Raw genomic sequence first — 13,132 nt, forward strand, 5'->3', positions numbered from 1 at the left:
CGCCAGCGGTCGCCTCACGCCTCGGAAACCCCGGCTATGGTTTCAGCCTGGCGGTGAGCTCAAGCAGGATTTCCTTCACGGCAACCGCTGGTTCGGGCAGCGGGGTCTGGTCGGAAACGCAAAGCGATAGCGTTTCGTCTATTCTTGGCGAGACGACACGGCATATCAACGGCTCGCTTGCTTCCGTGACGATGCGATCGGCGACGGCTTTCGGCATGATGGTTGCCCCGAGGCCGTCGCTGACGGCGCGCGTAAGGGTCCGCACGATCTCGATCTCGCCGACCACCTTGAGATTGGTGCGCGTGCGTGTGAACGCCGTATCCACCGCGCGCCGAACGAAATTGTAGGCCGGAGGCAACAGGAACGGCATCCCGTCCAGAGCGGTGATCGGAACGGGCTTGTTATCCGCCTCTATCGCAAAATCTCGGTGCGCGACGAGGAAGAACTCCTCCCTTAGCAGCGGTTCGAAACGTACCCCTTTTATCGGCCCGGTTCCGTGGATGAGCGCCATTTCCAGGCGCCCGTTCATGATCATCTGGCTGTAGGTCTGACCGACGCTCTCGGTTAGATGCAGGAGTATGCCCGGATGGCGCTTTCTTGTCTCGGCAAGCAGATCCGCGGACAGTGTCGCGGCGCTGCTGAAGGGCACCAGCCCCACCGAGACGCGCCCGGCCAGGGAGTTGCCCGCGGCCGACGCGTCGGCTTGCGCCTGCTCCATCTGCCGCAGGATGATCTGGGCGTGACGATAGACCGCATGCCCGGCATCCGTCATGCTGACGCCCTGCTGGCTGCGGATCAGCAATTTCTGGCCGAAATACTCCTCCAACGCCGCCAATTGTTGGCTCAGGGCCGGTTGGGCGACGTGGAGAATATCGGCCGCGCGCGTGATGCTGCCGCTATCCACGATCACGATGAATGATTTGAGGCGCCTTGTGTCCATGAGTGTTTGGAAACTTTTTCGTATGCGTGAGGGGCATGTTTACCGAGCGATCGACCTTATGCAAGCGAACGATATGCCGCGCGAACTTGTGTCTTCTCCGAGGTGCGCGCGCCGCAATTCGCGCGCGCGTGAAGGTCGAAGCATGCACGAGCCCGCACCATAAGCCTTCCTTATTGCTCCAAAGATAATCGGTCTTAGGCAAGGCTTCAAAGCTTCGCTAGTGTCTCGAAAAACAAAGGGGAGCACAGATGCCATTCTCCGACTACAAGACCGCCCTGGTGACTGGCGCATCCTCCGGTATCGGTGCGGCCGTGGTGGAGCGGCTTCGTCGCGAAGGCATCGAGGTCCACGCGGTGGCGCGCAGCGCCGAGCCGTTGCGGCAATTGGCCGAGCGCACCGGTTGCCTGGTGCACGCCATCGACGTGAGCGACCGTCAGGCGCTTGGAGAACTCACGAGCCGCGTCGATTTCGACATTCTCGTCAACAATGCCGGTGTCGATCGCCCGAAGAAGTTCCTGGAGGCGGACGAGGCGGATATCGATCTGCTCGTCGATATCAATCTGCGCGCGGTGCTGCATCTGTGCCGGATGGTCGTCCCGGGCATGGTGGCGCGAGATCGCGGTCATGTCGTCAACATCTCCTCCATAGCGGGCGCCTACAATTTCGGGGGCAACTCGACCTATCACGCGACCAAGGCTGGCGTGAGCATGCTGTCGAACCAGTTGCGCATCGACGCGTTCGGCAAGCGGGTGCGGGTGACGGAAATCTGTCCCGGCCGGGTTGCGACCGACATCTTTGCGCACGTTCACGGTGACGACCCGGCAGTCCGGGAAAGGTTCATCGACGGTTTCGAGCTGCCGCAGGCTGCCGACATAGCGGAGGCGATCGCCTTTGCCATCGCCGCGCCCGTGGCCGTCAATATCGGGCATATGGAGATCACGCCAACGCTCCAGGTGATGGGCGGGTTGCAGACGGCCCGGCCCAGGAACACCAAGCCGTGAGCGGGTTCGATCTCTCGGCGATCCTGGGCAATCCGGAATATGCCGCGATGCTTCTGCATGGCATCGAGATCACGTTCGTCATCTTCATAGGCTCATGGCTCTTGGCGATGACGCTCGCCATCCTGCTCCTTGGGCTCCGTTTTTCGCCGCTGCGCTTCGGAAATCCGTTGGTCGCCGCCTACGTCTCCTATCACCGGAACGTTCCGACCCTCGTGCAGCTCATGCTTTGGTATTTCGGCATATTCACGCTGATGCCGGAGGGATTGGCGAGCTGGCTGGCGAACCACAACGCCGAAACGATATTCGCCATTATCGGACTGGGACTTTGCCAGGCGGCCTATTTCAGCGAGGACCTTCGTTCGGGTCTGCGTTCCGTCAGTCCGGGGCAGATGGAGGCCGCGCAGGCTCTCGGGCACAGCTATGTTTCGGCGATGCGGTTCGTGATCATGCCGCAGGGCATCCGCAATGCGCTGCCGCCGCTCGTCAACCACAGCGTTTCCCTGTTCAAGAACAGCAGCCTCGCTCTCATCATCGGGGCGCCGGAACTGACGCACGCGGTTAAGGAGGTCGAGAACCTCAGCTTCAGGACTTTCGAGATCTACCTGATCGGAACGGTTCTCTACCTCTTCTTCTCGCTCCTGATCATGATGGTTGGCGCTTACATCTCGATGCGCGCCGACCCGGCGAGGGCGGCACGTGCATGATCAATGACATCATCGCAATCGTCAGGGACTACTGGTTGCTGCTGCTGATCGGTCAGTACCCGAACGGTCCGCTGGGCGGTCTTGCCAACACGCTGATCCTTTCGGCCCTGAGCATCGCTCTCGCCTTCCCCGTCAGCATCATTTTCGCATTGGCCCGGCTGTCGAAATGGCCGCTGCTGCGCTGGCCGGTGACCGCGCTCGTCTATGTCACCCGCGGCGTGCCTTTGTTGATGCTCATACTGTGGTGCTACTTCTTGATTCCTCTGTGGACCGGCGCGGATGTACCGAGTTTCGTCATCATGCTGACGACCCTGGTCGTCTATCAGGGAGCCTTTCTGAGCGAGGTGGTTCGCGCGGGCATCGTCGCGCTTGGACCGGGCCAGATGGATGCGGCCCGCGCGCTCGGACACAGCTATCTCGGCGCGATGCGTTACGTCATCCTGCCGCAGGCGCTCTACAACATGATCCCGAGCATCATTTCCACGTTCGTGTCGACGATCAAGGACACGACGCTCGGATACGTGATCAATGTGCCGGATCTCACTTTCGCGGCGAGCCAGGTCAACAACCAGCTCCTGACCCAACCCTTCCAGGTCTTCCTTATCCTCGCGATCGTCTACTACGTAATCTGCTGGAGCCTGACTCATGTCGCCAATCGCGTGGAGCGACGCATCGCACGTCGTCGCGCCGGTCTCTCCAACATTCGCGCCGCCGCCGTAGCCGCGCCGCCCAAAATCATATCGGAGCAGCCATGACCGCGTCAGTTTCACTGCCGCAGGAGTTGCAGACCGTCCGGCTTTCGCAGGTCTGTAAAAGCTATGGCGACTATCAGGCACTGAAGGACATCGATGCCGAGGTGGCTCGCGGAGAAGTCGTGGTCATCTGTGGGCCGTCCGGTTCCGGCAAGTCCACGTTGATCCGCACGATAAATCGCCTCGAGGAGATAAACAGCGGTTCGATCACCTTCGATGGCCAGAACATTCATGCCCCGATGCGCATGAAGGAACTCAATCTTCTTCGCAGCCGGATCGGTTTCGTGTTTCAGAGTTTCAATCTCTTTCCGCACCTTTCGGTGGTCGACAACATTTCGATGTCGCCAATCCGTGTGAAAGGGATTCCGGCCGCTGTCGCGCATGAAAAGGCGCTGGCGCTCCTCGACCGCGTCGGACTTTCCGAAAAGGCCGAGGCATATCCCGCGCAACTGTCCGGCGGACAGCAACAGCGTGTCGCCATTGCCCGCGCGCTCGCCATGGAGCCCCCGGTGATGCTGTTTGACGAGCCGACGAGCGCGCTCGATCCGGAAATGGTCGGCGAGGTGCTGAGTGTCATGAAAAGCCTGGCAGCCGAGGGCATGACCATGCTTTGCGTTACCCACGAAATGGGCTTCGCCCGCGATGTCGCGGATCGCGTCTGGTTCATCGATGCGGGGCAGATCCTCGAAACGGCACCTCCCGAAGAATTCTTCAAGAATCCACGCCATCCGCGCGCTCAGCGTTTCCTCGCGGATCTGCGGCACTGAATTTATCATAACAAGAGAGGAGAACGGCAATGAACTGGAAATGCTTTACCCTGGCTATCGCCATGGCCGGCGCGGGCGCGGCTTTGCCGGCGAACGCGGATCAGCTCGAAAACATCATGTCGGCGGGGACGTTGCGGTGCGCGACGTTTGCGGATGTTCCGCCGTTCGCCGCGCCCGATCCGAAGACGCGCGAAATGGTCGGTTTCGACGTCGATCTCTGCAATGCCATTGCCAGGGAGATGGGAGTAAAGGCCGAGGTCAAGCCGGTTTCGGTCGAGGCCCGCGTGCCCGAGGTAAGGTTGGGCCGCGTCGACATCACGGTTGCGAACCTCGCCTACACTTTGAGCCGCGCCGAGCAGATCCAGTTCAGCGATCCATACTATCTGGCGAAGGAGATGCTCATCGTTCCGGCCGCCGATCCGGGCACCGGCAAGGCCGACTTCGTCGGCGAAAGGATCGCCTCCGCGAAGGGCTCCACCTCCGAATTGTCGATCAGGCTGAATGAATCACAGCCTTTGACCTTCCAGGATACAGCTTCGGCCTACCTGGCCGTCCAGCAAGGCAAGGCTCGCGGGATGGTGGCGAACACCATGACGACCACGAAATTCGTCAACGAATCGAAGACCCGCGGAAAAGAGATGCGGATGATCGAGGAGCCCATGCTGTTCCAGCCCATCGGGATCGGCATGTCCAAGGATCAGCCGGCACTTACCGCCAAGGTCAACGAGGTGCTCCACAAGCTCGATACTTCCGGTGAAATCAACAAGATCTGGGAGAAATGGCTCGGTCAGGGCACCGAGTACAAGATGACCCGCACCGACAAAGTGGTGCCGCTGACCGAACTCGAGTTCGACCCGATTCCGTAATCATCGGACCCGCCGGGTTTCGCTTCGCACGACTACCATCAGGACGAGATTGGGCGGCGGGAAGGCCCGCCGCCAGCATGTGAGGTTTGTTATGGTTCATATAAAGGACATCGCCGAAAGACCGTCCCGGGACGATCTGAAAGCTCTTTCGAAATTCTCGCCGGCGACCATTCACGAGGCCCAGGGACGCCGTGGCGCGCTCTCCTCACGCCTCAAGCCGGTGGACTATCGCATGAAGCTCTGCGGGCCGGCCTTCACGGTCAGATGCGCTCCACGCGACAACATAATGCTGCAGCTTGCGATCAACTATGCCCAGCCGGGCGACATCATCGTGGTCTCGGCGGGAGAATACGAGGAGGCGGGTTCGTTCGGCGATGTGCTGGCGAATGCATGCCTCGCCAAGGGAATAGGCGGGCTTGTCACCGACACCGGCGTCCGCGACACTCTCCAGCTCAGGGAGCTGGGCTTTCCGGTCTTTTCCTTGAGCGCTTGCATAAAGGGAACGGTGAAGGAGACGCTGGGAACGACCAATGACCCGGTAATCGTCGGCGGCGAGCTGATCAATCCGGGCGACATCATCATCGGCGATGCCGACGGGTTGGTGGTCGTCCGCAGGCAGGAAGCGCAGGAGGTCGCGAAATCGTCGCAGGCCCGCGAGGATGCCGAAGCCGGTTACATAGCCGCTTACAAGCAAGGGAAGTCGGTGGTCGAGGTGAGCAATCTGGAGCCGGTGCTCAAGGCCAAGGGATTGGTCGTCGACCTTTGATGAAATCTGGCTCACGGTGGATGAGCAGGCGCCGGCGCGGAGCGGCTGCCCTTTCGAATGGAGTTGCCGATGAGTTATCCCTTGTTTGACCTTAGCGGAAGGCGGGCGCTGATAACCGGCTCCTCGCAGGGAATTGGCCTGGCGCTCGCACGCGGTCTGGCGCAGCACGGCGCAGGAATAGTGCTGAACGGACGCGATCGCGACAAGCTCGAGGGTGCGGCCACGTCGCTGCGGCACGACGGACACGAAGTGTCCGTCTCCGATTTCGATGTCACGGACGCGGATGCCGTCAGGCGGGGTGTCGACTCGATCGAGCGCGACGTCGGAGCGATCGACATCCTGATCAACAATGCCGGCATGCAGTTCCGGACACCGCTCGAGGATTTTCCCGCCGATCGCTGGGAGCAATTGCTGAAGACCAACGTGTCCAGCGTGTTCTTTGTGGGGCAGGCGGTGGCCCGCCACATGATCGGACGCAGGCGCGGCAAGATCGTCAACATCGCTTCGGTGCAGAGCGAGCTCGCGCGGCCTGGAATCGCGCCCTATACCGCCACCAAGGGCGCGGTTAAGAACCTGACGCGCGGCATGTGCGCAGATTGGGCGAAGCATGGCCTGCAGATCAATGCCATCGCACCCGGATATTTCAAGACGCCCTTGAATCAGGCGCTGGTCGACAGCGAGGAATTCTCATCATGGCTTGAGAAGCGAACGCCCGCGGCCCGTTGGGGAAATGTCGAAGAACTCGTCGGTGCGGCAGTCTTCCTCTCGAGCGCGGCGTCCTCCTTCGTCAATGGACACACACTCTATGTCGACGGCGGCATCACAACCTGCCTCTGAGGATGAAGCGGGTCACGGCCCGGTCATCGTGATGGGCGTGTCGGGTTGCGGCAAATCGACGGTCGGCGAACGGCTGGCGGACCGCTTGGATTGCCCCTTCGTGGAGGGCGACGGTTTGCATCCGGCGGCGAATGTAAGGAAAATGGAAGCGGGCATGCCCCTCGACGATGCCGATCGCTGGCCCTGGTTGGACTTGCTCGGCCGCAGGCTGGGTGAGGAGGGGCGTGTGGTGATCTCGTGCTCCGCGCTCAAGCGTTCCTATCGTGACCGCCTCCGAAATCTCGCGGGCAGGCCGGTCACGTTCGTCTTTCTTCGGGGGACGCGCGCGCTGATCGCCGCGCGCATGCAGGAGCGGCGAGGGCACTACATGCCGCCCTCGCTCCTGGACAGTCAACTGGCCACTCTTGAGCCGCCGATGGCGGAGAGGGACGTGGTCACCATAGAAATCGATCAACCGCTTGAGACCATCGTCGGACTGGCGATGACGAATCTCGCCGAGCGCGCACGCGCTGCGCCGAAATCAAGCTCAAGCCAAGGGAGCGCATGATGACGAAGCCGGAAATCCTGCTGATGGGCCCGTATCCGGACTGGGACCTCAGCGACCTTGAAGAGCGCTATGTCGTTCACAAGATCTATGCCGCCCCAGATCGCGATGCCTTCCTGACAATGCATGCGCCGAACATTCGGGCGATCGCTACGCGCGGCGAACTCGGTGCATCCGCCGAGGTCATGAAGGCGCTGCCCCGGCTCGAGATCGTCTCGTGCTACGGTGTCGGTACCGATGCGATCGACCTTTCGCATGCTCGGGAAAACGGCATCCGCGTGACCAACACGCCCGACGTGCTCACCGCCGACGTCGCCGATCTCGGAGTGGCCCTGCTCCTGGCGGCTGCTCGGCGGGTTACGCAGGCCGACGCCTATGTCCGCAACGGCAGTTGGTCCAAGGGAAATATGGGGCTCGTCACCCGCGTCTGTGGCAAGAAGGTCGGCATCGTCGGCATGGGGCGGGTCGGTGCCGCGGTCGCCAGGCGGCTTGCGGCCTTTGATTGCGAGATTGCTTATTTCGATCTGGCGCGACGCGAGAACCTGCCTTACGCCTTCATCTCCGATCTCGTGGAACTCGCGCGCCAGTCGGAGTTCATGGTGGTGACGCTGGCCGGCGGGGACTCCACGAAAGGCGTCATCGACGCCAAAGTCCTGGAAGCGCTCGGAGCAGAAGGGATTGTCGTCAACATCTCGCGCGGTTCCACGGTCGACGAGACCGCGCTGATCGATGCGCTGGAGCGGCGCACCATCAAGGCCGCGGGCCTCGACGTCTTCTGGAACGAGCCCAACATCGATGCCCGTCTGATCACCCTCGAAAACGTGGTGCTACAGCCTCACCATGCGTCGGGCACGGTTGAGACCCGGCAGGCGATGGGCAAGCTCGTTCGCGACAATCTCGCCGCGCATTTCGCCGGCGCTCCTCTCATCACTCCGGTCGCCTGAGGTCATGCAATGAAAGCCGTCGTCATTCATGCCGCCAAGGATCTGCGGATCGAGGAACGGGATGCGGAGAAACCGGGCCCCGGCCAGGTCGAAATTGAGATCGAAGCCGGCGGCATCTGTGGCTCCGACCTTCACTACTACAACCATGGCGGCTTCGGCACGGTCCGCATTCGCGAACCCATGATCCTCGGGCACGAGGTGGCCGGCACGGTGAAGGCCCTCGGTCAAGAGGTGTCGCGCCTCGCCGTCGGCGATCGGGTCGCTGTGTCGCCAAGCCGTCCCTGCAACGCGTGCGACTATTGCCTCAAGGGCCAGCAGAACCACTGCATGAACATGCGCTTCTATGGCAGCGCAATGCCGATGCCCCATATCCAGGGAGCGTTTCGCAAGCATCTCGTCGCCCAACAATGGCAATGCCATAAGATTGCCGCTGGCGTCTCGATCAACGAAGCGGCGATGGCTGAGCCGTTTGCCGTCACGCTGCATGCGGTTGCCCGCGCCGGGTCCCTCATCGGAAAGCGCGTGCTGGTGACCGGCTGCGGTCCGATCGGCGTGCTTGCGATCGTCGCCGCCCGCGTGCACGGGGCTCGTGAGATCGTGGCGACGGACGTGATGGATGCGGTCCTTGAAAAGGCGTTCGACATGGGCGCCGACCGGGTCGTCAATGTAGCGAGCGATCCGGGGGAACTCGCGGCTTACTCTGCAAACAAGGGCTATTTCGACGTGCAGTTTGAAGCCTCAGGCAATGAAAGCGCCGTAAGGGCCGGCCTGGAAGTCCTTAAACCGCGCGCCACGCTGATCCAACTGGGGCTCGGTGGCGACGTCTCGATCCCGCAGAACATGGTCGTCGCAAAGGAAATCGAGATGAAGGGCACCTTCCGGTTCCATGACGAGTTCGGCCTGGCCGTCGACCTGATCAACCAACGTCGCGTGGATTTACGCCCCTTGCTCTCCGCCATATACCCGATTGAAAATGCGGTTCAGGCATTCGAGGCGGCGACCGATCGCAGCCGGTCGATGAAGGTTCACCTGAGTTTTTGACCTTGCGGACCGGAGGCCGTTGTACGATCGGTCGAAAACAGCCATTGGTAAGGGGCATCTTGTCGACGTGATCCCGGCGCGTGTTCGCTTCCGGTGCCGGGGCAAGAAACAAGAAGATGGTTGACCCCGTTTGCGAGGCCCCGATGATCCTGAACGAAGAGCAGGAACTGATCCGTGATACCGCGCGACGTTTCGCGTCGGAAAGGCTTGCGCCCAAATCCGCCGAATGGGACCGCACGCATGAATTCCCGAAAGCCGAGCTGGCTGAAATGGGTGCGCTTGGTTTCATGGGCATGCTCGTGCCCGAGGAGTGGGAAGGGTCCAAGACCGACCATGTCGCCTATGCCGCGGCGTTGGAGGAGATCGCCGCCGGCAATGGGGCGATCTCGACCATCATGTCGGTGCACAATTCGGTCGGATGCGTGCCGGTCCTGCGCTACGGGACCAGGGAGCAGAAGGATCGTTTCCTGCGCCCCATGGCCCGTGGCGAGCATCTCGGTGCCTTCTGCCTGACCGAGCCGCAAGCCGGATCCGATGCCTCGGCCCTTCGCACGCGGGCGGTGCCGAGCGATAAGGGGTGGGTGCTCAACGGCACCAAGCAGTTCATCACTTCCGGGAAGAACGCCGATACGGCAATCGTGTTTGCCGTCACGGATCCCGACGCCGGCAAGAAGGGCATTTCGGCCTTCATCGTTCCGACGGCGACTCCCGGCTATCGTGTCGCATCGCTGGAGCACAAGCTGGGACAGGCGCTGTCGGACACCGCGCAGGTCGTATTCGAGGATATGGAAATTCCGGCTGACAATCTACTCGGCGAAAGAGGCGAGGGGTATCGTATCGCATTGTCCAATCTGGAAGGCGGACGCATCGGCATCGCGGCGCAATCAGTCGGCATGGCGCGCGCCGCGCTCGACGCAGCGCTTGCCTACGCGCAGGAGCGCGAGAGCATGGGCCGGAAGCTGATCGATCACCAGGCAGTCGCGTTCAGGCTGGCGGACATGGCGACGCGGATAGAGGCCGCGCGCCAGATGGTGCTGCATGCCGCCAGTCTGAAGGATGCCGACAGGCCGGCATTGAAGGAGGCGTCGATGGCCAAGCTCTTCGCTTCGGAGATCGCCGAGCGCGTCTGCTCGGACGCCATCCAGACATTGGGAGGCTATGGCTATACGCGAGATTTTCCAGTCGAGCGAATCTATCGCGACGTGCGCGTTTGCCAGATTTACGAGGGAACGAGCGACATCCAGCGCATCGTGATTGCAAGGGCGCTGGCGGGTCGATAACCGGAGGGCCGGCAATGCCGCTTGATCAGGAGCGACTGGCGAACTGGGTTTTCGACGAGCAGGTCCGCGAATACACCAGGCGGGACACCATGCTCTACGCCCTGGGGGTGGGTTGCGGCGGAAGGCCGGAGGATCTTCGCTTCGTCTATGAGGACGGTCTCGTCGCTCTGCCGTCCATGGCAACTGTCCTCGGCGATCCGGGCTTCTGGCTCCGCGATCCGACGCTGGGCGCGGACTGGCGCAAGATAGTCCACGGCGAGCAGTCGATCGTGCTGCATGCGCCATTGCCTCCGGAGGGCGCCATAGTGGCGCGCAATCGTGTGGAGGCGGTCATTGACAGGGGACCCCGACACGGCGTCTTCGTCTACCTGTCGCGTTCGATTCACGATCGGAACGCGGGCACTCCCATCGCCAGCCTGGGTGCCACCGTGATCCTGCGCGGCGACGGGAAGACGGAAACGTCCGCGCGCCGGCCGGCGCAGCGCTCCGCTCTTCCGGACCGCCACCCCGACATCGTCGTATCGAGCGAGACGCTTCCGCAGTCCGCGCTTATCTATCGCCTGTCGGGTGACCTGAATCCGCTGCATGTCGATCCGACCGTGGCCGCGCGGGCCGGCTTTCCCTCGCCGATCCTGCATGGCCTGTGCACGATGGGGGTCGCTGCCCGCGCGATCCTGCGGGCCTGCTGCGACGACGACCCCGGCCGCTTGCGGGACATCCATGTCCGTTTCACGGCTCCCGTCTTTCCGGGCGACACGATCGTCACCGAGATATGGCGGCAGGGATCACGTGCCGATTTCCGTTGCCGCGTGCGGGAGCGTGGCGTGGTCGTGCTCGATGCAAGCCATGCCACGTTCTCGGAACAGCCGTGAGGTCACTCCGCCGGCCGCGGCTTGCCGGAATGGGAAAAGCCCGGCGCCACCATGCGCCGCTCCGCCGTCAGTGCGTCCTCGGTCAGGAACTTGGTCGAGCTCCAACCGCCGTCGACAGCCAGGACCTGGCCATTGATCCAACCGGAGGCCGGGGAGGAGAGGAAGTGGATGGCGTGCGCGACGTCCTCGACCGTGCCCATGCGGGCCGCCGGAGTCATGTCGTAGTTCATGCGACGGAAGCCTTCGTCCTGCAGCCGGTGCTGTGTCATCGGCGTTGGGATCACGCCGGGGGCGACCGTGCTGGCGCGCACGCCGGAACTGCCGTACTGGCAGGCAAGATGCGTGGTCAGGGCGTTGATGCCGCCCTTGGCCGCTGAATAAGCTCCGCCGCGCAAGCCGCCAAGCAGGGAATAGGTCGAGCTGACGTTGACGATGGTCGCCTCGGCTCCGAACGCCGTCAGCGCTTGGCGGCAGAAGCGGAAGGGTGCGCGCAGCATGAGGTCGAGAAAATAATCGAGCGTCTCGTCGTCGGTCTCGTGCACCGGCTTCGGACTGCCGATCCCCGCATTGTTGACGAGGTGGTCCAGCCTGCCGAACGATTGAAGCGCCAGGTCGACGGCACGGCGCGGCGCGTCCTCCTCGGTGGCGTCCACCGCGAGTGTTTCCAGCGGCGCTTCGCTCCCTGAAAGAGTGCGTTTCATGGCGGCGAGCTTCCCGGCATCGCGGGCGATCCCCACCACCGCAACGCCATTGGCCAGAAATAGCCGGGCCGTCGCAAGCCCGATGCCGCTCGAAGCGCCGGTGATAAGGGCAACCCGCATGTTCAGTTCCTTTCCGTGATCGTCTGGTGAGGCGCGAGCGGCGCCGGAAGATCGAGCATCCCGGCGGTACCGCCGAGGCGGGCCAGCAGATGCGCATGCTTCAGGAAGTGATGGGCGTCGGCTTCGGCCGAGAAACCGATGCCGCCGTGGATCTGGATGCAGGTGCGGGCATTGCCAAGAGCTGCTCCCGTTGCCAGACGGCGCAGCGCCGCAAGCTGGAATGGCGCATCGGCGCGCGCATCACGTGCCGCGACGGCCGCGAAATCGAGGAGGCTCGACGCTGCTTCCACGGCAACGGCCATGTTGGCGCAATGATGCTTGACCGCCTGGAACGAGCCGATGGGCCGCCCGAACTGGCGACGCAGCTGTGCGTAGGCGACGGCCAGGTCGCGCGTGGCTTCCGCGATGCCGAGCAGTTGCGCGCAGACGAGCAGATCCGAGACGGCGAGGATGGTGTCGTTATACGTTTCGCCGAGAACACCCACGGCATTCTTCGGCATCCGGGTCAATGCCAGGCTGTGACCCAAGCCTTTGAGGTGTTCGCCTCGCCCGTCGCCGCGATCGAGGAGCGCAAGCCGTCGCCCGTCGAACAGAACGGCCGGGCCGGCGTCCTCGCCGTCGATGAACAGGATGGAGTCTCCGTCGGGCACTGCCGCGCATGCCGCGATGGTGCCTTCTTCAAGTTGCCGTGCCAAGCCGGCATCGAAAACGGACCTTGCGAGCCTTGCCGCAACCGCCGTCGCCAGCACACGGCTGGTGATCACATGGCGGCCGAAGGCAACATGAAGCAGCACCTCCTCGACGAGGGTGAAGCCGGCCCCGCCCTCGTTTTCCGGCAGGGAAAGTGAGAAAGCCCCGAAGACCGATATCTCATCGAGATCGTCGCGTCTGCGCTCGCGCAGGCGCGAAACGGGAAAACTCTGCGTAAGCATGGCGCTAGCTGCATCGAGTATCTGGCGCTGCTCCTCGCCGTGGTTGAGATCGCATCCCATTGTCG

General features: G+C 62.6%; 15 protein-coding genes. 12 read left to right on the forward strand and 3 right to left on the reverse strand.

The window, feature by feature from the left end; genetic code table 11:
* Positions 1-34 precede the first annotated feature (34 nt).
* Positions 35-940, reverse strand: a complete 906-nt coding sequence (nac, locus tag XW59_RS12160) for a nitrogen assimilation transcriptional regulator NAC (RefSeq protein ID WP_047145056.1) — start codon at positions 938-940, stop codon at positions 35-37.
* A 248-nt stretch (positions 941-1,188) separates the two neighbouring features.
* Between nac and XW59_RS12165 the strand changes: the two genes are divergently transcribed.
* The 12 genes from XW59_RS12165 to XW59_RS12220 all read left to right on the forward strand — a co-directional run bounded on the left by XW59_RS12165 (position 1,189) and on the right by XW59_RS12220 (position 11,314).
* On the forward strand, positions 1,189-1,941 hold the full coding sequence (locus XW59_RS12165) for an SDR family oxidoreductase (RefSeq protein ID WP_047145055.1): 753 nt from the start codon (positions 1,189-1,191) through the stop codon (positions 1,939-1,941).
* Positions 1,938-2,645 carry an amino acid ABC transporter permease gene (locus tag XW59_RS12170; RefSeq protein ID WP_047145054.1) on the forward strand — a complete coding sequence of 236 codons (708 nt, stop codon included), beginning with the start codon at positions 1,938-1,940 and terminating at the stop codon, positions 2,643-2,645. Before XW59_RS12165 ends, XW59_RS12170 begins: the two co-directional genes overlap by 4 nt.
* Positions 2,642-3,400, forward strand: coding sequence for an amino acid ABC transporter permease (locus tag XW59_RS12175; RefSeq protein WP_047145053.1), 759 nt, complete (start codon positions 2,642-2,644; stop codon positions 3,398-3,400). Before XW59_RS12170 ends, XW59_RS12175 begins: the two co-directional genes overlap by 4 nt.
* Positions 3,397-4,164, forward strand: coding sequence for an amino acid ABC transporter ATP-binding protein (locus XW59_RS12180; RefSeq protein WP_047145052.1), 768 nt, complete (start codon positions 3,397-3,399; stop codon positions 4,162-4,164). Before XW59_RS12175 ends, XW59_RS12180 begins: the two co-directional genes overlap by 4 nt.
* 29 nt (positions 4,165-4,193) lie before the next feature.
* Positions 4,194-5,030, forward strand: a complete 837-nt coding sequence (locus XW59_RS12185; protein ID WP_047145051.1) for an ABC transporter substrate-binding protein — start codon at positions 4,194-4,196, stop codon at positions 5,028-5,030.
* Positions 5,031-5,121: 91 nt separating this feature from the next.
* Entirely contained in the window at positions 5,122-5,796 is a 675-nt protein-coding gene (locus XW59_RS12190; RefSeq protein WP_047145050.1) for a 4-carboxy-4-hydroxy-2-oxoadipate aldolase/oxaloacetate decarboxylase, read from the forward strand.
* A 69-nt stretch (positions 5,797-5,865) separates the two neighbouring features.
* The gene (locus tag XW59_RS12195) at positions 5,866-6,633 is read left to right on the forward strand and encodes an SDR family oxidoreductase (RefSeq protein WP_047145289.1); all 768 of its coding nucleotides are present in this window, start codon (positions 5,866-5,868) and stop codon (positions 6,631-6,633) included.
* Entirely contained in the window at positions 6,602-7,180 is a 579-nt protein-coding gene (locus XW59_RS12200) for a gluconokinase (RefSeq protein ID WP_052958098.1), read from the forward strand. Before XW59_RS12195 ends, XW59_RS12200 begins: the two co-directional genes overlap by 32 nt.
* Entirely contained in the window at positions 7,180-8,121 is a 942-nt protein-coding gene (locus tag XW59_RS12205; protein ID WP_047145288.1) for a 2-hydroxyacid dehydrogenase, read from the forward strand. The genes XW59_RS12200 and XW59_RS12205 overlap by 1 nt, the downstream gene beginning before the upstream one ends.
* A 9-nt stretch (positions 8,122-8,130) precedes the next feature.
* Positions 8,131-9,162: an L-idonate 5-dehydrogenase gene (locus tag XW59_RS12210; protein WP_047145048.1), complete on the forward strand. Its 1,032-nt coding sequence runs from the start codon at positions 8,131-8,133 to the stop codon at positions 9,160-9,162.
* 143 nt (positions 9,163-9,305) lie between these two features.
* Positions 9,306-10,442, forward strand: a complete 1,137-nt coding sequence (locus tag XW59_RS12215; RefSeq protein ID WP_170990137.1) for an acyl-CoA dehydrogenase family protein — start codon at positions 9,306-9,308, stop codon at positions 10,440-10,442.
* A gap of 14 nt (positions 10,443-10,456) precedes the next feature.
* Positions 10,457-11,314, forward strand: coding sequence for a MaoC/PaaZ C-terminal domain-containing protein (locus XW59_RS12220; protein ID WP_047145047.1), 858 nt, complete (start codon positions 10,457-10,459; stop codon positions 11,312-11,314).
* A 2-nt stretch (positions 11,315-11,316) separates the two neighbouring features.
* On the opposite strand, the gene XW59_RS12225 is transcribed toward XW59_RS12220, so the two are convergent.
* Both XW59_RS12225 and XW59_RS12230 read right to left on the reverse strand, forming a co-directional pair.
* A complete protein-coding gene (locus XW59_RS12225; RefSeq protein WP_047145046.1) occupies positions 11,317-12,135 on the reverse strand; it encodes an SDR family oxidoreductase in 819 nt (272 codons plus the stop codon).
* A gap of 2 nt (positions 12,136-12,137) precedes the next feature.
* Positions 12,138-13,127 (reverse strand): acyl-CoA dehydrogenase family protein, encoded by a 990-nt coding sequence (locus XW59_RS12230; protein ID WP_052958097.1) that lies wholly within the window; start codon positions 13,125-13,127, stop codon positions 12,138-12,140.
* Positions 13,128-13,132 lie beyond the last annotated feature (5 nt).

Source organism: Aquamicrobium sp. LC103 (assembly GCF_001014615.2).
GTDB lineage: Bacteria > Pseudomonadota > Alphaproteobacteria > Rhizobiales > Rhizobiaceae > LBCQ02.

Bases quoted from the DNA above. Each gene is read 5' to 3' on its own strand.
- XW59_RS12200 (WP_052958098.1), top strand. From the start codon at position 6,602: ATGTCGACGGCGGCATCACAACCTGCCTCTGAGGATGAAGCGGGTCAC.
- XW59_RS12165 (WP_047145055.1), top strand. From the start codon at position 1,189: ATGCCATTCTCCGACTACAAGACCGCCCTGGTGACTGGCGCATCCTCC.
- nac (WP_047145056.1), bottom strand. From the start codon at position 940: ATGGACACAAGGCGCCTCAAATCATTCATCGTGATCGTGGATAGCGGC.
- XW59_RS12220 (WP_047145047.1), top strand. From the start codon at position 10,457: ATGCCGCTTGATCAGGAGCGACTGGCGAACTGGGTTTTCGACGAGCAG.
- XW59_RS12230 (WP_052958097.1), bottom strand. From the start codon at position 13,127: ATGGGATGCGATCTCAACCACGGCGAGGAGCAGCGCCAGATACTCGAT.
- XW59_RS12195 (WP_047145289.1), top strand. From the start codon at position 5,866: ATGAGTTATCCCTTGTTTGACCTTAGCGGAAGGCGGGCGCTGATAACC.
- XW59_RS12190 (WP_047145050.1), top strand. From the start codon at position 5,122: ATGGTTCATATAAAGGACATCGCCGAAAGACCGTCCCGGGACGATCTG.
- XW59_RS12215 (WP_170990137.1), top strand. From the start codon at position 9,306: ATGATCCTGAACGAAGAGCAGGAACTGATCCGTGATACCGCGCGACGT.
- XW59_RS12180 (WP_047145052.1), top strand. From the start codon at position 3,397: ATGACCGCGTCAGTTTCACTGCCGCAGGAGTTGCAGACCGTCCGGCTT.
- XW59_RS12185 (WP_047145051.1), top strand. From the start codon at position 4,194: ATGAACTGGAAATGCTTTACCCTGGCTATCGCCATGGCCGGCGCGGGC.
- XW59_RS12225 (WP_047145046.1), bottom strand. From the start codon at position 12,135: ATGCGGGTTGCCCTTATCACCGGCGCTTCGAGCGGCATCGGGCTTGCG.
- XW59_RS12205 (WP_047145288.1), top strand. From the start codon at position 7,180: ATGACGAAGCCGGAAATCCTGCTGATGGGCCCGTATCCGGACTGGGAC.
- XW59_RS12210 (WP_047145048.1), top strand. From the start codon at position 8,131: ATGAAAGCCGTCGTCATTCATGCCGCCAAGGATCTGCGGATCGAGGAA.
- XW59_RS12175 (WP_047145053.1), top strand. From the start codon at position 2,642: ATGATCAATGACATCATCGCAATCGTCAGGGACTACTGGTTGCTGCTG.